Below are 20,673 nucleotides of genomic sequence, written 5' to 3' on the forward strand. Positions count from 1 at the left end.
TCATCCCTACGCCTAAGCGCGGTGAGTGAAATGGCAGGTACGGCCGGCGGAACGCCCGCCAGGAAAGTGAGCCCGGCCGAGTTGCTGGACATGCGGGAACGGGCCTGGGCGAAGCGCCTGCGTGGATGCTCTCTGGTGGCCGAGGCGGATATCAAGGACGCACACAGCCAGCAGGTGGCCAGTGTGCTCGGCCCCACGTACAAGAAGTGGGTCACTAGCAGGCGCCGACCCGACGAACTCTTCATGCGGTGGCCGGCCTGCTTCGCCGTCGCCATGACAGGCGTCGCCGCCCGCGGCTACCAGCACGGCACCTTCTGGCCGACGCTCTGGGAGAAGGTCAGGTACGACGGCCTTCCTGAGGAGCAGACGATCTGGGGCAAGGGTTTCGCTGTAGCGGTCGATGAACTTGGCATGCCGGCGTTCCCCGGCATGCCGATGCCGTACCTCGGTCCGATCCTCATGCACACCGGCATTCCGACCTTCTGCCTCGAGGACTACTTCCGGCTGCTGCTCCAGCGCCGCACTCAGGACCCGGGCCTGGACGCCGAAGGCTTTCTCGCCTGGGCCACGGCCGCCGGGCGCGAAAACCGCATCGACGTCCTCGATGTGCCGGTCCGACGGTTCCTGCAGCACGGCACCGAGTACGCGTTGGACTTCGTTGAGCGGAGCTTCGACCTGCTGGACCGACTGGACCGGCCCACCCCTGAGCTTGAAGCCGTCGGCCTTCCCGAACGCGTGCTGATGCGGGCACTCGATCTGTCCGCCCAGGGCAGGCTGGATCTCACGGCGCGCTCGCGGTCACGTGTTCCAGGGCACCGCCGATGGGAGCAGCCGCGCATCGCCCTCGACCCGTACGGCCGCGGGGTCGAGGTCGTCCTCCCCGCAGTGGGCGACACGCCGGACGGGGTCGCGGTATGGAACCTGACAGCGGACGGTTTGACCGTGACCGTCCGCAGCCGGGCACAGTGGGTCGGCCTCGCCGAGGCGGCACCGTCCACGACGTACCCGTTGCCCAGGCCGGTGCTGAGCGTCGCGGTGTCGCTCGCGGGTTGGCATCACCAGGTCGAGCGGTCCGTCGTGGACCCCAAGGCGCCGATGCTGGTCTTCGCCGAGGACGGCCGGCGGCTGGCGGACAACCTGCCGCTTCCGCCGGACGCGGTGTGGGTGGTGTACCCCGAGCAACACCAGTTGCGTGCTGACGGGGAGCTGCGGACGATCGTCGAAGGGGATTTGCCGCTCGGCTGGAACGGCTGGCGGCTGGAACAGGTCTCCCTGGAACATGCCCGCTCGCTCGGTCTGAGTGGCGTGCCGGACAGCGAGCGGCCCGTACGCGGGTACGCCCGGCCCCGGATCATCACGGGTGATCCCGTGCCCGGCGTCACGACGCCGTACGGATCCAGCGTCTTGGCCCGGCTTCCGGACGTATGGCTGCCCGGGCAGGCGAGCGCGGAGACCACCTGGGTGATAGACCTGCGCCGCAGCGCCACCGGCGAGACCGTCGGGTCCCGTACGCTCACGGTCAGCGTGCCCACGACCGTCAAGGATCTTTGGTCTGACCTGCCGAAACCCGTGCTCGGCGCCTTCGACATCATCGTCCGGGGCCCACTGGGCCGCGGCGCGGCCCGCACGGTGTTCGTGGCGGAGGGCCTGGACGTGAGCTACAGCCCCCGGTACCGCCTCTTCACCGCGCCTGGGCTCGCTCCGGCCCGTGCGGAGCTCAAGACCGTGGCGGGCGGCCAGGTTAGTCCCGGGCGGTTGTCTTTCGTCCCCGGGGAGCTCTCGCAGATCACCGAGTTTCGCGTGGACGGCGAGTCGGAGCCGCTGATCGTCACTCCTCCGCACGTCCAGGTACTGCGCCAGCGCACGAAGCAGTCGACCGCATGGTTGGCCGGGCCACTACGGATGGCCACCGAGTCCTTCGCCGATGACCCGGGAACCCTGCTCGTCCGCGTGCCGGGAGCCGGATCGCTGCCCGCTGTGCAGGTGGTCGTAGGTGGTCACGTGCTGCAGGAGGTGGAGCCCAGCGGTCAGGCGCGGGACGGCGTCGCCCGCTACGAGCTGGCCAGGATGGGTGGGACCGTCGAGGAGCACAAGTACGCCGATCTGGGCTTCGGCGCGGGGGAGACGTACGCGCCGCTGGCCTTTGTGCGGCCCCGTCAGCTCGCGTCGGGGGTGGTGCATGAGGGCGACCGCATCGTCCTGCGCGAGGCGGCCGACGTCGAGGGCTTGGCCGCCGCGGTCTACGCGCTCCGGGCGCCATGGCGGGAGCCCGCCATCGTACCTGTACAACAAGGGGCGGCCGTCTTGCCACGGGACCTGCAGAACGCGGGGCCGCTCCTCGTCACCCTGCAGATCGAGGACCCATGGACCTTCACCGAATGGCCGCGCTGGCCTGACCGCTTCCTGGTGGCGTCGGCCGAGGGGCATCTGGTCTCGGACGATCCCGAAGAGACGGCGCTGTCCCGATTCCTCGCGGACGCGGGCCCCTTCCCGGAGAAGGCCACCGATCTTGGCCGTCTCTGGTGGATCGTCGAGCTGGCGGGCCATCTCGGGGTGGCCATGGACGTGCGGAGATTGGTCGAGCAGTGCTGCCGGGCGCTGCGCGGCCGGCCGGCCGAGGCCCTGACCCGGCTGATCGGTCTTGGGCTGCCCTCCGACCGGATGATCTCGCTTGTCATTACGTCCGGCCTCGCGGCCACGGCCGAACCACGAGAGGAGAACACCGCGACGGCCCTTCGAGCCTGGCCTGTCCTGCCGCCTGCGGCCCTCCTGCTGGCCGGACTGCGAGATCCCGACTGCCTGGCTGCGGCGGAACGCCAGTGTGGTGAGGACTTGACGCTGATCTGGCGGGATGGGGTCGATCCGGACGCCGCGGTCGGGCGATTCGGACCCGAGGTGAAGCGTATGAAGCTGATGAGTCCCGAACAGCTGGAAGGCATATGGCGGGCTGCGAACATCATCCCGAAGGCTCTGCTGGATCCTGACACGCGGCTGGTGGCGGCCCGCAGGCTTTTCGACGCCCGGGACACGGCTGCGGTGGCGTCGGTGGGACGGATGGCCTCCCAAATGGTCAAGATGGCTCACCAACTCGTCGCCAAGAGTTCCCGTCCCGAACTGGCCGGGCAGATCCGCCGACGGGAGAACCCCGACGGCCTCGGCGGATGGTATGCGCTACCGGCCGCCTCGATCGCTCTGGCGTGCATCGCCCGGCTCGCGGCACACGGCGACGAGGCGTGCCGATCAGCGGAACAGGTGCTGCGGGCTGAGTGGGCCCGTCTCGCCTCCGCCGCTCCCGATCTCGTCACCATCGACCTCGTGCTGGCTGAGCTGCTCATGGCCGCACAGGACCCGGAGGACATGTGAGCACCACCCTAGACGCGCTCGCCACCAGCACCCTGATCATCGAGACCTATCGGCGGTATCTGCGCTCGCTGCTCCCCGTACGCGAACCCCGCATCTCCGCCGCGCTGGCCGAGGAGATCACGCGCAGCCCCATGCTGACCAAGGGGCCGCTGCTGGAGGCCACCCCTCCGTACCAGACGGGTGCCACCTTGGGCTCCCTGATCGACGAGGGCGTGCTGGGCCGGGAGTTCCGCATGCTCGCCGGTCCGGCTCTGCCGGTGGACCGGCCGCTGTACAAGCACCAGGAGAACGCACTTCGTAAGGCGACGAGCGGACGCAACCTCGTCGTGGCGACCGGTACCGGTTCCGGCAAGACGGAGAGCTTCCTGCTGCCGATCCTCGGGTCGTTGGCCGCCGAGCATGCCCGCGGGGCACTGGGGCCCGGGGTGCGGGCACTGCTGCTGTACCCGATGAACGCGCTGGCCAACGACCAGCTCAAGCGCCTGCGCCAGATGCTTTCCCACGTGCCGCAGATCACCTTCGGCCGGTACACCGGAGACACGCCGACGACCGCGCGAGAGGGCGCCGAGAACTTCGAGGCGCTCAACCCAGGCGAGCCGCGCCTGTCCAACGAACTGCTCAGCCGCGAGGAGATGCGGAATAACCCGCCGCACCTCCTGCTCACCAACTACGCGATGCTCGAGTACCTGCTGCTCCGCCCGGACGACCTGCACCTGTTCGAGCAGCAGAGCTGGCGGTTCGTCGCCCTCGACGAGGCGCACGTGTACGACGGGGCGAAGGCGGCCGAGCTCGCCATGCTGCTGCGCCGCCTGCATGACCGGGTCGCGCCAGGCCAGCCGCTGCAGTGCATCGCCACCAGCGCCACGGTGGGCGACGACCCGGCGGCTGTAACGGAGTTCGCCTCCAAACTCTTCGACGTGCCGTTCGAGTGGGTGCCTGGGGACGACTCGCGGCAGGATCTCGTCCGCGCGACCCGCGTCGCGATGCCGCAGGGTCCGTTCTGGGGGCCGCTGTCCGCCGACGCCTACCGCGCGCTGGCACAGCTTGACGACCCCGGAGCCGAGATCCTGATGCTGGCCAAGGAGCGCGGGTTCGCCGCCGACGACCCGGGGGCGGCCCTGGCTCATGAGCAGGGCATGGCCGAACTGCGCAGGCGACTCGCGGCCGGACCGGACCAGCTGGCGAACTTGGCCAGGCTGCTCTTCGACCCGCACGAGCGGCCGGAAGAGGCACTCGCGGCGCTGGTCGCCGTCGGCAGCAAGGTCACAGACAAGGCCGGCTCACCCGTGCTCTCGGCTCGCTACCACCTGTTCGCCCGGGCGACCGAAGGCGCTTTCACGTGCCTGACGGACGCGGGTCCACACGTGTCCCTGGGACGTCACGAGGTCTGCGAGACCTGTCGCGGCGCCGTGTTCGAGTTCGGGGCCTGCAAGAGATGCGGCGCCGTTCACCTGCTGGGAGCCGTGCGAGTTGAAGAGGGCGAGTACGTCTTCGCTCCAAGGATCAAGCGCGACGACCAGCGGGTCTGGCTGCTCCTCGGCGACGCTCCGGTCCTGACGGACGAGGACGATGAACTCGAGGACGTGCCGAACGTCACCGGTGATGAAGCCTTCCTCTGCGCCTCCTGCGGAGGTCTGCACCAATCGCCGCGGATGGTTTGCGGGCGCGGCGGATGCACGGCCACGGCACTGTGGCCGGTCCGCAGGCTGAACAGCCGGCAGGACTCCCCGTCCGGCTGCGTCGCCTGTGGCGCGCGTGGCCAGGGGATGGTGCGGCAGTTCGAGAGCGGCAACGACGCGGCGGTCGCCGTTCTCGCCAGTGCCCTCTACCAGGCGTTGCCACCTGCTGGGGACGATGTGCTAGCCGACCAGCCAGGGGAAGGGCGCAAGCTCCTGTCGTTCAGCGACAGCCGCCAGGCGGCCGCGTTCTTCGCGCCGTACTTCGAGTCCAGCTACGTAACCGTCCAGCACCGCCGACTGATCCTCGAAGGGCTCAAGGCCGCCACCCGCGACGACGAAGCTGTGAGCGTCGCCGACTTGACCTTCCACGTGGCCAAAGCGGCGGACCGCGCCCACGTGTTCACCCGCCGGATGTCCAGGCAGCAGCGTGAGCGCGAAGTGGCACTTTGGATCATGCAAGAACTCGTCGCCATGGACGACCGGCAGTCCTTGGAGGGGCTCGGTCTCATGCGCGTCGACCTGGACCGCGAACGAGGCTGGGCGATACCGCCGGCGCTACGGTCGCTCGGGCTGTCCGACCAGGAAAGCTGGGCCTTGCTCGCCGAGCTGCTCCGCACTGTACGCCAGCAGGGCGTGCTCACCATGCCGGACGATGTGGATCCGCGCGATGAGGCGTTCGACCCCCGACGCGGCCCCATCTATCTGCGCGAGGACGGCGCCCAACCCGCCAAGAAGGTCCTGAGCTGGCTTCCCACTCGTGGCATGAACCGGCGCCTGGACTACGTCGGGCGGGTGCTCGGCAAGCTCGGTTCTCCGGCCGACCCGAAGGACGTTCTTCGAGGCTGCTGGAAGGTGATCACAGCTCAGCGGGATGGCTGGCTGGCGACCGACACCGTCCGTATGCTCGGCACGCTGCGCCAGGTCGACCACACCTGGCTCCGCCTTGCACCCGCGACCGCTGATCGTCCGCTGCACCGCTGCGCCCTGTGCCGTCGCGTTACCGCGGTGTCGGTCCGCGGGGTCTGCCCGACGCTGGGCTGCCATGGAGCACTTGAGCCGTTCACCGTTCCGTCCGTCGAGCAGGACGACAACCACTACAGGTCCGTCTACCGGTCGATGACCCCGGTCCCGCTCGTCGCCCGGGAACACACTGCCCAGTGGACGAGCATTGAGGCCGCCACTATCCAGCAGCAGTTCCTGCGCGGTGAGGTCAACGTCCTCTCGTGCTCGACGACGTTCGAACTGGGCGTTGACGTCGGCGAGTTGCAGTCCGTCGTCCTACGCAACATGCCGCCGACCACGGCCAACTACGTACAGCGCGCCGGCCGTGCGGGTCGCCGTACCGACTCGGCGGCGCTCGTGGTCACCTACGCCCAGCGGCGGTCGCACGACCTGTCCCGCTACCAGGACCCGATCTCGATGATCGCGGGGGAGGTGCGGGCACCATACGTGCCGCTCGGGAACGAGCGCATTGACCGACGACATGCGCATTCGATCGCCCTGGCCGCCTTCTTCCGGCACGCCAAAGAGACCACGGGGGAGACCTGGGCGACGGCGGGGGAGTTCTTCCTCGACGGTGGCGGAGGCGTGCCGGCATCCCGAGTGCGGACCTTCCTGACGCCGGTCCCTCGGGATGTCACGGAGTCCCTGCTCCGGGTCCTTCCTCCGGAGGTGCAACAGGAGATCGGTGTCAACACCGGCGCGTGGGTAGAGCAGCTTTGCGACCTGCTGGAAGAGGTCAGACAGCAACTCGCTCTCGACGTGGACATTTTCACGCAGCGCCGACGTGAGGCGTTCGAGGCGCACAAGGACCACCTCGTCACCCGGTACTCCAAGACCATCAACACGCTGACCAGGCGTAACCTACTCGGTTACCTGGCCAATCGGAACGTGCTGCCAAAGTACGGATTCCCGGTCGACACCGTGGAACTGCGCACCGCCTACTCCGGCGAGCCGGTCGGCGCGAAGCTGGAACTCACTCGCGACCTGTCCGCGGCGATCTACGAGTACGCCCCGGGCTCTGAGGTCGTGGCCGGCGGGCTGCTGTGGCGATCTGGCGGCGTCTACCGGATACCGGACCGCGAACTGGTCGGCAAGCACTACCTGATCTGCGAGCACTGCCAGCACTACTGGGAGGGAGACGACCAGCTCGACCCGGTGTGCCCGTCTTGCTCCACCGTGGCACGCAACGCACCCCGGCAGTACTACGTCCCCGAGTTCGGGTTCGTCGCCGAGTCCAAGCCGACTAAAACCAGCACGACCCCGCCCAAGCGCAGTTGGAACGGCACGACGCACGTCCTCTCGCTGGCCGCGGAGGTGGAGGAGGCCATGTGGCACGCACCGGGCGGCGCGATGATCAGGAGCAGGGCCGGCACCCGAGGCCGCTTGATCGCCCTCTCCGAAGGACCCACGGGAGCCGGTTACCTGATCTGCGACTACTGCGGGGCCGGGGTGCCGTTGAGCAGCCGTGTCACCAAGTCGCACACCCACCTGCTGCGAGGCACCGACTGCACCGGTCCGCTCCGTCGCAGGTCCCTCGCCCACCCTTACGAGACGGACATCCTGGACCTAACCTTTAACCATCTAGCCATGCCCCTGGCCGCAACCACGGCAAGTTGGCGCTCGGTGCTGTACGCGATGCTGGAGGGCGCCGCGGAACGGCTCGAGCTCAGCCGCGACGACATCGGCGGCACCCTGTACTCCCGCCCCGGCGGCCGGATCGGCCTGGTCCTGTTCGACGCGGTCCCCGGCGGCGCGGGCAGCGTCCTGCGCATCGCCCGCTCCCTCGACGGTGTCGTCCAGGCCGCCTACAAGAGAGTGTCCGACTGCGACTGCGGCGAAGAAACCTCCTGCTACGGCTGCCTACGAAGCTTCCGAAACCAGACGTACCACGAAGATCTCAGCCGCGCGGCCGCCATCAGCGCCTTGCACCCACTTGTGGAAGGGGACGGGCTTGCGGCGCAACACCACTGATCTGGGAGGCTGCCGTAGAAGCTGTGGTCAACGGAGCTCCTCGTGTGAATATCTATGGAGGCATCCGTGACGGCATTCAGCGGCGGAAATCGGTGGGTCGGTGTCGTCGCCCTAGCCTCGCCGCCCGTACCGACTCCTCTGCACAAGATGGCAGCATTCCGTCAAGTAATCCAGCGGCTGGAGCGAATCAGGATCTCCCCTCGGGTGGAGGTTTCCAAGCGGCGATTTTGTCAGGCCCTTCAGCAGTTGGCCGAAGGTTACGCTCTCGCTGACAACATCGGACGAGCGGCCTACTACTTCAGCCTGGCGAAGATCGTGAACCGTCAAGGAGCCGGGCAGGGGGACATCCCCAACTGGATCCTCCGCGAGGTTGCGGACTATCTGAATAGCAGTCCAGCGAACAGGTCGCGACCTACTTTTCAGGGTAGAATCAGACCCAAAGCGGCTAAACCGATGGGACGTCCTGTTCGCGTGGTGACCAGGGCGCACACAGAGCTACCCAGTCCCGGCGTCTCATGGCGACAGGTGCCTCCGCCTGCGCGAGAACTCGTGGTAATCGACAATTCCGATCGCCCTCGGTTGGGTGATCCGGGTGAGTGGGCCGATGCCATCCCGTTAAGTGAGAGCCTTATCGAATTCTTGGTCGAGCTCGGCTGGGATCCGCGCGCCGACACGGTCCGATTACGGTGGCTCCGAATTGCCTGCATGCATGGCAGCTTCATCTACGAGAATCAACGTTCACTCTCTATAGCTGTAAATGCCAAGCTTCTGAAGTCATTTGAAGAGGTGGGAAAACGCTGGGTCGCCCTTGCTGTGCTTGATAGCTACGTGGCCGACCGGGAGCCGAAAACACGGGGCGAGCAGAGCGCTGCGCTCAACAGCCTCAAACAGGAAGTGAACAAGGTTATCGACAGCATTCTTCTCCCGTTGGGAGCAGTGCTCCTTGGCAAGGGCGAGTCCGGTGTCAGTGAGAGCCAGTCCAGCAGATCAAGATCAATTGCGATTCGCCAAATTCTTGGTCTTGTTGCTCTGATGGGCGGGCTAGATGCTATCCAGCGCCTTTGCCGATCCAGCTACAGGAAGTTAGTATCTACTCAATCCGAACAGCGCGACTGGCGAACGCTCCTGGAACAGCAGGCTCGTAATGAAGGACTCAGCTGGCGATTCGTCGAGGAAGGGCCAGATCACAGCAAGACATTCAGAGCCTTCATCCAGGATAGACGTGGTCGAGGTGCCGAAGGCGGTGGCCGCGGGAAGAAGGAAGCGGCAAGAAGCGCTGCGGAGCAATTTCTGCGCAGACATCTTCCTGCGGTCGTCGCGCGGGAGACATCCAGGGTGTCGGCTGCACCAGCGCTGTCCCCGACTGTGTATCGGAACCCTCCGGCTCAGCACTGGCAGGTGCTTTGTGACCTGCGACGTGTCTTTGAACTCCCATCGGAGAGTGAACCATGGCTGTGTCAGGCAATGACGCACAGTTCCTGGACACACGAGAACAGGTCCTTGGTTTCCGATGCGCAGCAGCGAGATAATGGACTGTTAGCACACTACGGATCCTTCGTCATGGACGCGCTCTGTACCCATGAGTATGTCCTGAGGCTTGCAGCCACGAATCTTCGCCCCAACGAAGATGAAGCACGAATGGGGACGCCTGACAGATACTTCTGCGAAAAGCTGTTCGGCAAACTCGCCATCGGCGGTGCTGTTCTTCTGAGTAGAGGGCAGGTCACTAATCCCGATATCTCCAAGGCCGATGTAGCTCAGGCGGTATTGGCTGTGGCGTGGCGCTACAGGCACGTTGGGCTTATAGAGAGACGTCCAAAGGAGTTACACGACCAGCTTGGTAGCTTTGCGCCCATCCACGACGGCTATACAAAGCTCGTTAGTATGAGCGCACCATACAACATCGAGATCGACGCGGTCATATATGAATCCGGCCTCGAACATGACCGCTACCATGCTGTCGACCTTTTATTTGATTCCCGTGGTCACAAATTCACTCTTGAGTGTGACTACTATCCAGCAAGTAAGACCGGGGCGAAAACAAGATCTGCGGCCGCAGTGGCGAGTCTCTTGCACGCCTATCATAAGTATCCCGGTGAACTCAGTGATGATGAAAAGAAGTTGATCGCATATTATGTGGGCAGGCAGATAGCCAACTCGTCCGAGGTGGCGGAGCGCAACCTTCAGCGCTGCATCCTTCAAGGCCACCTCGGTCTTACCATGCTAGTCGCTGACCAAGTGAAGGCCTTCCAGCAGTGGGCAAAGGCCACAAGTCACCTTATTGGTACTATCACTGAAGCGGATCAGAGGAGTCTTCAACGTTTCTACGAACGGTGCATATTGCGATCTCGTGATGGTTCACTTTCTGTGACCGCATCTCATGTAGCCTCGTTTGTAGCGTGGCTGGAGACCCTGGATCCAGAGGTAGAAGTGCGCGATCCTGCACCGCTCTTGAGCTTCGTTCAATTTTCCGATCACTCCGTCCTGGACAAGCCGCTTGACCTCTTCGCCGTAGTGGCTACGAGTGCTGACAAGAACTTGATGTCCCTCAATATCGAGGACGGATTCGATGCGGACACCATACTCCTCGGTCCCAGCCAAGCTGCAGCTATAACAATGCTGGTGGACACGACGGCGAAATGGTCCAGACCTGCCACTGCTATCGACCTGGGGAATGCTGAAGACGGAGCGCTAGTCCTCGTCCACGGTCTGCAGGAAGGCTTCGAGACGAGCGCCGGGCCCCTCGCTGAGTTCCTCGCAGAACTTGCGCCGTCGGTGACGTGTTACCTGGACCGTGGCGATTTGCTGATCAAGATAGCGGTGCAGGAAACGCGCATGTCAACGGACACCTCACCTATCGAGCAGGCTGCTCTTGCTGCCCTGCGCTCCGTATCCGAGGCACACCCCGTGATGGTGGACCTGCATCGACACGTTCCACCACTGGTTCAGCAAGTTCGACGCTTCGAAGAGGCTCAGGCCGCCAGCAAGACGACCAACCGGACTGATCGTTATCGGTCCATGGCGGAGGCCAGCGAGGCACTCGACGCCATGTCTCCCCATTTGGGGGCACTGAAACGCATCGTAAACACACTGTCTAGGAGTGAGCCCGGATAAGGCTGTTGGTCAGCTTTTCTCAACAAGCGACTGGACCACCTGCCTGCTGCCCTAGGTGCTCAAGGAATAAGCCGGTAGCAGAGCTGGTACCCGGCCGATGGTGCCTGGCTTTACGGATGGTGACTTTTGAAGAAGAAGGGCTCGCCAGGGCTGAGAACCCGGAACTCGCGGGACCCGGAGGGCCGCCAGAAGTTCACTTCGGCCAACGCCGGGCGAGCAGCAAGGAAGCGGTACCAGTCGCCATCGGTCACCCCGACGTATGCCTTCATGCAGGGAATTGTCCATCTCAGTGATCGTTCCCGCCACTGGATCGCTCTAAATGGCCACGCCCTTCTTCCCCGTTTCTGTTGTGGCTGCCCTTTCTGGTTGCTCGTATTCGGTCAGGCCAGAACCGAGGCGCTGATGGCGGTGCGGTAGTCGCCGAGCGCAGGGAGGGCGGCGCGTTTTTCGATGGGGACGGTATCGAGAGTCATGCGAGCGGTATGCAAGATCATCTGTGAGCGGTAGGCGGGGTCGAGATGGGTGATGACCTGCGTGGCGAGCTGCAGGGCTTCGTTGTGGCCGCCCTGCTTGCCAATGGCGATGGCTTCGTGCAGTCGGACGTTGGTTCCGTTCTGGTAGCAGGGAGAGGTGGCGAGAAGGCGGTCGCGGGCCTCGCGTCCGGCCTCCGTGGCGCCGTCGTAGGAGAGCACCCAGGAAGTGGTGAACCAAACTCCTGATGGCTGCCAGCCGTACTTCTCGCCCACGACATCGTGAGCGGCCAGTTCATGGAGGTGACGCAGCCGATCGCGGGCCTCCTGCCGTCTGCCGAGCACTGCGAGCGCTTGGGCTTCGGCGGAAACGGCCTTGATGTGGCCGGCGGTCACCCGGTCACCGGCAAGAGATCGCGCGCTGTGTGCCAGGGGCAGGATGGCCTCGGGTGCACGCGGTGAGTAGAGAGCGAACACGGCCTCGGTCCCGCGCACCCAGACCCTCAAGTCCGTGTCGCCGGATGCGTCGGCGGCGTTGCGGGCGGTGGTCCACCAGCGGCGGGCCGCCCCGCACTCGCCGAGCCGGGTGAGCACGTTGGCGTGCAGCGCGGACAGCCATGCCGCGGCCCGCTGCAACTCGGCGGCCCGTTCCGGTGGCACCCTCGCGATCACTTGCTGCAGAGCCGCCAGGTCCAGCACGAGGTCGTCGCGGACCGTCGCGGGGGGACGAGTCAGCACCGCGTGCAGATAATCCGCACAAGTGCGTTGCCAGTCATCGACGGTGAGACTGTCGGCTGTGTTCAGGACTCGTTCGAGCATCTGGCGGACGGGCTCCCCCGCGTTGAACAGGGGGCTTTGCGCGAACAGGCCGAGGCCGGCCAACTGGAAGAGCTGTCGGCGTTCCATATCATCTCCCTGGGGGAGTGCGCTGCTGCCGTATTCACGGTAACCGGCGATAGTGCGATTTGTCGCGGCGGCCAGTTCGTCGAGGGTGCAATGACCGAGCCGTTGTACCACCGGCCACAACATTTTCAGGTGCCCTTCCGCATGGAGGGCGTCGTCGATGGCTTGGACGCGCAGGCCCGACTCCGGGAGATTTTGGCCGCGCTCGATGGCCCCCAGCATCGAGGGTGAATAGCCCGTCTTGGCCGAGAGCTGGGCGACGGTCAGCGGCTCACCGACCCGCAGTTCGTACGAATCGCGGAGATCGCGGATGAGCGCCCCGAAATAGTGGGCCATCGACTTGTACCGGTCGATGCTCTTGCGTGGTGCGGGCATGCCTTGCTCACCTCCGGGGGTGACCGAATCGCCAGCCGATCAGCGAAGTGGATCGGCTCTTGCTCCGGGTCCTGACGGGATACCAGCCTGTTGGTAACTCTAAATGATGGGGCGATTACAGAGTGCCAGTTCTGAAAGTTCGCCTCGATCCGATCAGGAGTGCGATCCATGCCGCATTCCGTGGGCGCTGGCGCATGCCACAGTCCCGATGAAGTGGGTTATGAGGCATATTCGTCCTATATGAAGTATGCGTAACTCTGAAGGGCAAGCGCGTTCATGACCGCGGCGAGGTGGGGTGACAGACGTGTCGGCATGAGCGGAAGACAAATTGCCGGTCGGCGCATGCGAGCTCTTCGAACTTAGGCGCGGCTGAGGTGTTCGCGTCCGCGTCGGGTGGTGGCGCAGCGTGTGCGTAGTCGCTGGTTTTCGGGGTTGCGGAAGCCGTAGGCGTTGCGGGCGGTGGTCTTGATGACGCGGTTGGTGCCTTCGGAGCCGGCGTTGGCGATGCCGGTGCGGATGAAGGCGAGGATTTCCGGCCACCAAAAGGCGGATCTGCACGGTGGCGCGGCGGCGGACCTCGGTGAGCGCCTGGTTGGCCAGTCGTACGACGTGGCTTCTCTGATGTGATCTTCTTGCGGCGACAACAAGAAGGATCACCGAGAGCCACGAGCCCTCTCAAGTGGGGGACGGCGGGTGGAGGAGTAGAGCGACCACCGCTGGTTGGGCAAGTCTCGGCAAACTGCTTCTATTTCCGTAATAGCCGGCAAAGGGCGGCGGGTAGCGTAGGTGGAGGCCACACGGAGGGCCTGGTGATGGTAGAAGCACAGGCCGAGCGTTGCCGTACCCAATTCCTGCTGGAGATCGGCTCCCGGCTGTCGGCCTCACTGAACACCCGCCGGTGCGCTCATGCCACGGCGGAACTCGCCACGTCGTTCCTCGCCGATGCCGCCATCGTGGTGCTGTCGCCGGACGACCGCCGCAGGGCGAGGTGGCTACGTGCCGTCGCCGAGCGGGCCGCGCCGGAGGAGGGTGAGGTCCCGGCCGCGGCCGCCGCCGTGGTGCCCGGTCTTGGGGAGGCGCTGGCGGGCCTGCCGGGGTCCATCCGGTGGCTGGACCCCCAAGACGCGCCTGAGTGGCTGCTGCCCGGCGAATTCGGCCCGCCCCACCGTCTGCTGGTGGCGGCGCTGCCGGGGAACGCGATGGGCACCGGGGCCCTGGTGCTCGCCCGCCGTGCCGACGGCCGCGCGTTCGACGCGGACGCGGAGATGCTGGCCTGCGCCCTCGCCGTGCGTGCCGGCGCCGCTATCTCCGCAGCCATGCTGTACGAGAAGCAGAGCTCGATCAATGCGATCCTTACCGCCGACCTGCTGCCGCGGCCCCTGCCGGAGCTGGAAGGGATGGAGCTGGCTGGATCGCTGCGCGCGTCCCAGCAGGCCGGCCAGATCGGCGGCGACTTCTATGATGCCTACCTGCCCGAGCCGGGAGGCGGGCCGGAGCGCGCGGCGATGCTGATCCTTGGTGATGTGTGCGGCAAGGGCGCGCAGGCCGCCGTGTTCGCCGGTAGGGTGCGCCATTGCCTGCGCGCGCTGTTGCTGCTGGAGAGTCGCCCGGAACGACTGGTCGACCTGCTCAACCGGTCCCTGCTGGACTCTCCCGTGCCCTACTCCCACGTCACGCTGGTCTTGGGTGCGCTGCGCCGTGCCGCTCGGGGGCACTTGTGCATCGACCTGGCGGTGGCCGGACATCTGCCGCCGCTGATCCTGCGCCAGGACGGCACCGTGGACGAGGTCGCCTCCACCGGCTGCCTGCTCGGTGTGCTGGAGGAGACCGGCGTGCGCCCGGTCACCGTCGATCTCGCCCCTGGTGAGGTGTGCCTGCTCTACAGCGACGGCATCACCGAGGCCTTCGGCGGCCCCGTCGGCCGGGAGATGTACGGCGAGGACCGGCTGAAGAACGCCCTTGCCAGCTGCGCGGGGATGCCGGCCTCGGCGCTGGTGGAGCGGCTGGAGCAGCTCAGCACCGACTGGCTGGCCGGCGGCAACCAGGACGACCGGGCGCTGCTGGCCATCCGGTCCAGTCCGCCCTCCGGCAGGAAAGATCCGATCTGATGAGCGGCCTGATCGGCGTCGCCCTGGACCTGTACCTGGAACGGATCGGCGAGGCCGACGATCAGGGCGCCGTGGACCTGGTCTTCGGCCTTTTGGACGACGGTGTCCCCGCCGAGGACCTGCTGCTGCGGCTGATCGCCCCTGCCCAGCACCGGGTCGGCGACCTATGGGCGGCCAACCAGTGGTCTGTCGCCCGGGAGCACGCCGCCACTGCCGTCAGTGAGGCGACCGTCGCCGCCGTCGCCGCCCGAGCGTGCCCCCGGCCCACCCGAGGCCGGGTCACGGTGGCCTGCGCCTACGGGGAGTACCACGCGCTGCCCGCCCGGCTCCTGGTCGAGGTACTGCGCCTGCGCGGGTGGCAGGTGGACTTCCTCGGCGCCAGCGTGCCCGGGCCGCATCTGATGACCTACCTGCACCAGACCGGTCCCGACCTGGTCGCCCTGAGCTGCACTCTGCCTACACGCCTGCCCCGCGCGCACTCCGTCCTCACCGCCTGCCGGTCCGCCGGGATGCCCGTACTGGCCGGCGGGGCCGGCTTCGGGCTCGACGGGCGTTACGCCCGGCTGCTGGGCGCCGACGTGTGGGCGCCCACCGCGGACGCGGCCGCCGACAACCTCGAGGCCGGCCCCCTGCCGTTGTTCCCCGTCTCTCCGGACGCCCCGGCCCACGTGACCGACGAGGAGTACACCCAGCTGCTCCAGCGCCGCCCCGAGTTGCTGGCCGGCGTGCTGGACGCCCTCACCCGCACCTACCCGCCGATGGCGTCCTACGATGCCCGGCAGATGGAGCGCACCGCCGAGGACCTGGGCCACATCGCCGACTTCCTCTGCGCCGCGCTCTACGTGGACGACGCGGCGGTGTTCGGTGAGTTCATCGCCTGGACCTGTGCCGTGTTGCGGGCGCGCGGGGTGCCGGCCGAGGCCGTCGTGACCGGGCTGCGGATCCTGCACGACCGGCTGCGCGACCTGCCCCGCGCCTGCCGGTCACTGACGGAGGGAATCCAGGCGGCGCAGGCCGCCGCCTGCTCCGGCTGAAAGTCAGCGGGTGTCGGATTGCGGATCCACCACCGGCCGGCGTCTTCGCCAACCGGTACGGCAGGGCGTGGGCCGCGCCCGACTCGCGCTTGCCGCTTGAGGAGGAGGTCCTGTCGCGGGCACTCGCCCTCCTGGACGAAGAGATCTCGCGTCGCCTCCCCGATCCCGGGGAGTTGATCGTGGATCCCGATGTGCTGGACGTCGCCTTGCCGCAGTCGGGCAAGGCCGTCTCGCCCGGACCGGGGATGCTGCCTCGCGGCTCGCTTTCGCGGGTGGACGGCGAGTTGCTCAGGTTCTTCGTCCACTGGCGCCAGGCCGAGCGGCGCACCGACTGTGACCTCTTGGCGCTCATGCTTGACGACTCGTTCGAGAATCCGACGCACATCTCGTGGACGAACTACGCCAACGGTTTCGCGCAGTACTCCGGTGACCTCACAACGGCGCTCCCGGAATGGGGGCTCAGGGCAGTGGTGGGGCCTTTCGGGCTGAGCCTCGGTAGTGTTCGACTGTGTAGCGTTTCTCGCTCTCGTCCAGTTTCGTGTGTGCTGCTTGGACGAGGTCGATCTGGAGGGTGTCGGACAGGCGGAGCAGGAAGATCATTACGTCGCCGACTTCCGAGCGGACGCGCGCGGACGCCTCAGGATCCTCCATGACCGCGGAGGATTCCGCGGGCGTCAGCCACTGGAACTCGGCGAGCAGTTCCCCGACCTCCCCGGCCAGCGCCATCGCCAGGTTCTTCGGCGTATGGAACTGCTCCCAGTCCCGGGCCTGGGCGAAGCGCCGCAGCCGTTCGGCCAGTTCGTCGAGCTCGCTCATGGCAGCAAACTACCCAGTCGTCAGGAACCGGGGTACTTGCCCCGGGGGAGGTGGTCGCCCGAGAACCAGGTGGTGAAATCGTCGGCGAGTTCGGTGATGGTGTCGCGGCCTTCCAGTCGCGAGAGCCAGCGCCGAGGGAGGGCCGTCTCGCCGTGCCTGGCTCCGAGGATGTTGCCGCAGATGGCACCGGTCGAGTCGCTGTCGCCGGAGTGATTGACGGCCAGCAGCAGCGCGCGCTCGACATCGTGTACGTGGACCAGGGCGCAGTAGACGGCGATCGCGAGCGCCTCCTCGGCGACCCAGGCACCGCCGAGCGTTTCCACCGCCTCGGGCGTCGGGTCATTCTCCGAGGCCAGGGCGACCGCGGCCTGGATCGCGGCGGTGGTCTCTTCGTGACCGGAGTGCTCGGAAAGCAGGGAAAGGGCCTCCTGGACGGCGTCCGCCGGCGTGTGGCCCTGAACGAGGAAGAACACGAGCGCCGCGAAGGCCCCAGCGGCGAGGTAGCCGGTCGGATGGCCGTGGGTGATCTGGGCGCAGGCCGCCGCCAGACGGAAGGCGTCGCGTGGTTCGCGGCACGCCAGGCCGAACGGGGCCGAGCGCATGACCGTGCCGCACCCCTTGGAATCGGGGTTGACCGTGCCGGCCGCGCCCGCCACGGCCGGAGGGCCGGGCTCGTGGCGCAGGCCGGACAGGCAGGCGTTGCCCGGCGCACGGCGGTCGTAGAGCCAGGTCTGCCCGCGCAGCCAGCCGCTGCGGACGAGCCCGTCCTCAGGCGGCGGGGACGTGTGCTGCTGGGTGTCGAGCCAGCGAAGGTACGCGTTGCGTACGACTTCCACCTCGGCGCAGAAGCCTCGTTCCCGTGCACGGACACCCGCGCGGATCAGGCCCTCGGCGGTGAACAGTGTCATCTGGGTGTCGTCGGTGATCAGGCCGATCTCGCCGCGCCAGTCGGGAGCGAGGTCGCTCAGCCCCGCATCCCCGTGCCGGTGACGGATGGCGGCGATGGAGTCGAACTCGATGGGCGCCCCGAGCGCGTCACCGATCGCCCCGCCGAGAAGGCAGCCGCGTACCCTGCTCCTGAACGTCACATCGCTGTACCCGGCCTCGCGCATGATGGTGATCTCCTTCGCACGGATGACCCTGACCGTACCGGCAGCAGCCGTCACGTCGCGCTCGATCTCTGCTGATTCACGGGCTTTTGCGTAGCACCGTTCTGCCTCTTGGAGGGGCCCGTCGAAGCCGAAATCCCTGGCCAGACCGTCCCAAGGGAGGCGGCGCGGTTCGGCGGTGGCTTCGGGGTGGATGAGCGTGTCGCTGTAGTCCTGGAACCAGATCACGACCAGGCGCGAGGACTCGGCGTTGGGAGCTCCCGTGGCGGGCCTGCGCTCGTGCCCGTACGGAGTGTCGCTCGCCCGGTGGGTCTGTGCCGGTCGTCGTCCGCTGAGCGTGAGGGGCGCTCACGGAGCCCTGAAGCCGTAAGGTAAGCGCTTGTGCGACGACGACCGCACCCCCCGGATTTCTATCCGAGAGGAGGGTTTCTCGCCGCAGGGCCCGCGGCTGCGGTCGGGATCTACGGCCGGGGTTCAGGCCCGGCTGTAGGCTGCATTTCGCAGCGTGTTGTCGAGCGCGTTGCGCGCGGCGTCCGTCAGGTTTCGGTCGTAGGTGACGACCACTGATATCCCGTTGTCCCACATGGCGAAGAACGCGCTGAAGGCGTTCGGGGTCGTCGCCGTCGAACGCCAATTTCCGTGATGGAACAGGTTGCGCCCTGACGCCGTGCGCACGACGTACATTCCCAGCGAAGCGGTCGGCTTACCAGCGCTCGCGGAAGCGTTGATGAAGTTGTGCGCGGCCGGGCTCAGGAGCCGGGAGCGAGGGTCGTACGCGCGCGCGAACATCGCGTAGTCGACCGCCGAGATCTCCCAGCCGCCGAACGCCCCCATGGCCCGTGTGCCCGGGCCGATCCTGCCATTCGCGCCACGGGGTGCCAGAGCCATCCGCCGGCAATAGCTCTCGTAGGGCTCCCGGGTGATCGTTTGGATGACGAGACCCAGTATCGCGTAGTTGATGTTGTTGTAGACCTCGCCCGCGGGCTTCGTGGCCAGAGGCCGGGCCAGGGCGCGGCGGATGAGGATCCTGTCTGAGGAACCGGCATTGGGAATCCCGGCGAGCCCGCTCTGAGTAGGGTCGAAGGTGATCCCGCTCGTGTGACGGAGAAGCTGCTCGATGCTGATGTCGCCGACCGCTCTGCTCGACCACGGTCCGGTGGCTCTCCGGAAACTCGGCGGCAGCGAGGACAGACGAGTGGTGAACCGGAGCCGCCCGTTGTCGATGAGCGACATCAGGCACACGGCCGTGATCGCTTTCGACAGTGAGGCGACGTTGGCTGGTGTCTCCGCGGAGATCTGGTTGTAGCCGTATGAGCCGACGAGTTCGTTGTCGCGCATGACGGCGAGGCCGGCGTCGCCGACCCCGTTCGCGTACATCCACTGTCTGAGAGCGGCGTTGATCCGATCCTGCACGCCGGCCTGGGCGTGGGCGGGGACGGGCACCGAAGCGGTCACCGCCGTCGCCGCCACGAGGGCGAGCACGACGACGCGCTTGAGCTTTGCGATCACGGACGACCTCCGGGGGAGGAGCTGTCGGGCGGGGAGGTGGGGGTGCGGAAACCCGTGGGCAGGACGTGGTTCCCCGATGTTCCACACAGCGATGATGGAGACGCGTCGCCGAGGCTATGAAACGTTGTACCAGGCGGGGCGGCCTCGGGAATCACCGCGGTGGTGACGTTTTCCTCGCCCTGGGAGCGATGTGGCGATGGGGTGGGGCGCCCGGCGCGGGTGAACGATTGTCTCGCCCGACTACGTTGAGGGAGGCGGATCGTCAAGCGGCGTGCCGGTCGGTGAAGCTTTACCTTGCACCGGGCGTGATGTGAGGAGAGCGGGCACATGAGTGTTGCAGGTGGCGCGGCCACGAGTTCCAGCGTCGCCGAGCGGATCCGCGGCCGCATGGGACAGCTGTCGGCCGGGGAGCGCAAGGTCGCGCGGGCTCTGCTGGCGCACTATCCGTCGGCGGGTCTGGGGTCCACCCACGAGCTGGCGCAACGTGCCGGCGTCAGCGCCCCGACCGTCGTGAGGTTCGTCGCCCACCTGGAGTTCGACGGCTACAGGGAGTTCCAGCAGGCACTGCGTGACGAGGTCCAGGAGCGCAGGGCCTCGCCGCTGACCATCCCGCAGCGCATCACCAAGGACGACCTTCGCGCCGTCTCCGCCCGGGTCTTCACCGAGGCGGTCGAGCAGACCTACGCGTCGCTCCCCGATGAGGAGCTGGACAAGGCCGTCGACCTGCTCGCCGACACCAGCAGGCACATCACCTGCTTCGGCGGCCGTTACTCGCACCTGCTCGCCGCCTACTTGGACCTGCATCTGCGCCAGATGCGCCCGGGGACGACCGTGCATCCGCAGACGCCCACGCACCACGCGGGCTTCCTGCTGGACGTCGGCAAGCGTGATGTCTGCGTGGTCTTCGACTTCCGCCGGTACCAGCGTGACGTGGTCGATCTGGCCGTCCACGCGCATGACAGGGGCGCCAAGATCTTACTCATCACCGACCCGTGGCTCTCGCCGGCCGCCGAGGTGGCCGACCTCGTCCTGCCGGTCAGGGTCGACGGTCCGAGCCCCTTCGACTCGATCGTCCCGGCCACGGCCATCGTCGAGTCGATCGTGGCGGGCGTGCTCGCCAAGCTCGGGGAGCGCGCCGAAACGAGGATCAGGGAGGCGGACGAGCTGGCCGGGAACATCACGTTCGACTGAGATGTTTCTTTGGCGATTCATTGACATCC

General features: G+C 66.8%; 11 protein-coding genes and 1 pseudogene. 6 read left to right on the top strand and 6 right to left on the bottom strand.

Features of this window, described 5'->3' with window-relative positions:
• The first annotated feature begins 21 nt into the window (after positions 1-21).
• The 3 genes from AB0H21_RS19275 to AB0H21_RS19285 all read left to right on the top strand — a co-directional run bounded on the left by AB0H21_RS19275 (position 22) and on the right by AB0H21_RS19285 (position 11,129).
• A complete protein-coding gene (locus tag AB0H21_RS19275) occupies positions 22-3,363 on the top strand; it encodes a hypothetical protein (RefSeq protein ID WP_358517978.1) in 3,342 nt (1,113 codons plus the stop codon).
• Positions 3,360-8,015: a DEAD/DEAH box helicase gene (locus AB0H21_RS19280; protein ID WP_358517980.1), complete on the top strand. Its 4,656-nt coding sequence runs from the start codon at positions 3,360-3,362 to the stop codon at positions 8,013-8,015. The genes AB0H21_RS19275 and AB0H21_RS19280 overlap by 4 nt, the downstream gene beginning before the upstream one ends.
• A 549-nt stretch (positions 8,016-8,564) precedes the next feature.
• A complete protein-coding gene (locus tag AB0H21_RS19285) occupies positions 8,565-11,129 on the top strand; it encodes a hypothetical protein (RefSeq protein WP_358517983.1) in 2,565 nt (854 codons plus the stop codon).
• 110 nt (positions 11,130-11,239) lie between these two features.
• Here AB0H21_RS19285 and AB0H21_RS19290 read toward each other — a convergent pair whose 3' ends face one another.
• The 3 genes and pseudogenes from AB0H21_RS19290 to AB0H21_RS19300 all read right to left on the bottom strand — a co-directional run.
• Positions 11,240-11,398: a hypothetical protein gene (locus tag AB0H21_RS19290; protein ID WP_358517986.1), complete on the bottom strand. Its 159-nt coding sequence runs from the start codon at positions 11,396-11,398 to the stop codon at positions 11,240-11,242.
• Positions 11,399-11,509: 111 nt separating this feature from the next.
• Positions 11,510-12,877, bottom strand: coding sequence for a helix-turn-helix transcriptional regulator (locus AB0H21_RS19295; protein WP_358517988.1), 1,368 nt, complete (start codon positions 12,875-12,877; stop codon positions 11,510-11,512).
• A gap of 359 nt (positions 12,878-13,236) precedes the next feature.
• Positions 13,237-13,428 (bottom strand): annotated as a pseudogene (locus AB0H21_RS19300) (transposase); the annotation flags it as partial.
• Between the two features lie 261 nt (positions 13,429-13,689).
• On the opposite strand from AB0H21_RS19300, the gene AB0H21_RS19305 reads away from it, so the two are divergent.
• On the top strand, positions 13,690-14,985 hold the full coding sequence (locus tag AB0H21_RS19305; protein ID WP_358518054.1) for a PP2C family protein-serine/threonine phosphatase: 1,296 nt from the start codon (positions 13,690-13,692) through the stop codon (positions 14,983-14,985).
• Positions 14,985-16,019 (top strand): cobalamin-dependent protein, encoded by a 1,035-nt coding sequence (locus AB0H21_RS19310; protein ID WP_358517991.1) that lies wholly within the window; start codon positions 14,985-14,987, stop codon positions 16,017-16,019. Before AB0H21_RS19305 ends, AB0H21_RS19310 begins: the two co-directional genes overlap by 1 nt.
• Positions 16,020-16,478: 459 nt before the next feature.
• Here the strand turns inward: AB0H21_RS19310 and AB0H21_RS19315 are convergent, their stop codons facing one another.
• From AB0H21_RS19315 to AB0H21_RS19325, 3 genes are all read right to left on the bottom strand, one after another.
• Positions 16,479-16,835, bottom strand: coding sequence for a nucleotide pyrophosphohydrolase (locus AB0H21_RS19315; RefSeq protein ID WP_358517993.1), 357 nt, complete (start codon positions 16,833-16,835; stop codon positions 16,479-16,481).
• 20 nt (positions 16,836-16,855) lie between these two features.
• Positions 16,856-18,172, bottom strand: coding sequence for an ADP-ribosylglycohydrolase family protein (locus AB0H21_RS19320; RefSeq protein WP_358517996.1), 1,317 nt, complete (start codon positions 18,170-18,172; stop codon positions 16,856-16,858).
• A 246-nt stretch (positions 18,173-18,418) separates the two neighbouring features.
• A complete protein-coding gene (locus tag AB0H21_RS19325) occupies positions 18,419-19,453 on the bottom strand; it encodes a serine hydrolase domain-containing protein (protein ID WP_358517999.1) in 1,035 nt (344 codons plus the stop codon).
• Between the two features lie 327 nt (positions 19,454-19,780).
• Here AB0H21_RS19325 and AB0H21_RS19330 point away from each other — a divergent pair, with 327 nt between their 5' ends.
• A complete protein-coding gene (locus AB0H21_RS19330; protein ID WP_358518002.1) occupies positions 19,781-20,644 on the top strand; it encodes a MurR/RpiR family transcriptional regulator in 864 nt (287 codons plus the stop codon).
• Positions 20,645-20,673 lie beyond the last annotated feature (29 nt).

This window comes from Sphaerisporangium sp. NPDC051011, from assembly GCF_040653595.1.
Classification (GTDB): domain Bacteria; phylum Actinomycetota; class Actinomycetes; order Streptosporangiales; family Streptosporangiaceae; genus Sphaerisporangium.

Excerpts from the sequence above, each read along its gene's own strand:
- AB0H21_RS19290 (WP_358517986.1), bottom strand. The coding sequence starts at position 11,398 with ATGAAGGCATACGTCGGGGTGACCGATGGCGACTGGTACCGCTTCCTT.
- AB0H21_RS19295 (WP_358517988.1), bottom strand. The coding sequence starts at position 12,877 with ATGCCCGCACCACGCAAGAGCATCGACCGGTACAAGTCGATGGCCCAC.
- AB0H21_RS19305 (WP_358518054.1), top strand. The coding sequence starts at position 13,690 with ATGGTAGAAGCACAGGCCGAGCGTTGCCGTACCCAATTCCTGCTGGAG.
- AB0H21_RS19310 (WP_358517991.1), top strand. The coding sequence starts at position 14,985 with ATGAGCGGCCTGATCGGCGTCGCCCTGGACCTGTACCTGGAACGGATC.
- AB0H21_RS19315 (WP_358517993.1), bottom strand. The coding sequence starts at position 16,835 with ATGAGCGAGCTCGACGAACTGGCCGAACGGCTGCGGCGCTTCGCCCAG.
- AB0H21_RS19330 (WP_358518002.1), top strand. The coding sequence starts at position 19,781 with ATGAGTGTTGCAGGTGGCGCGGCCACGAGTTCCAGCGTCGCCGAGCGG.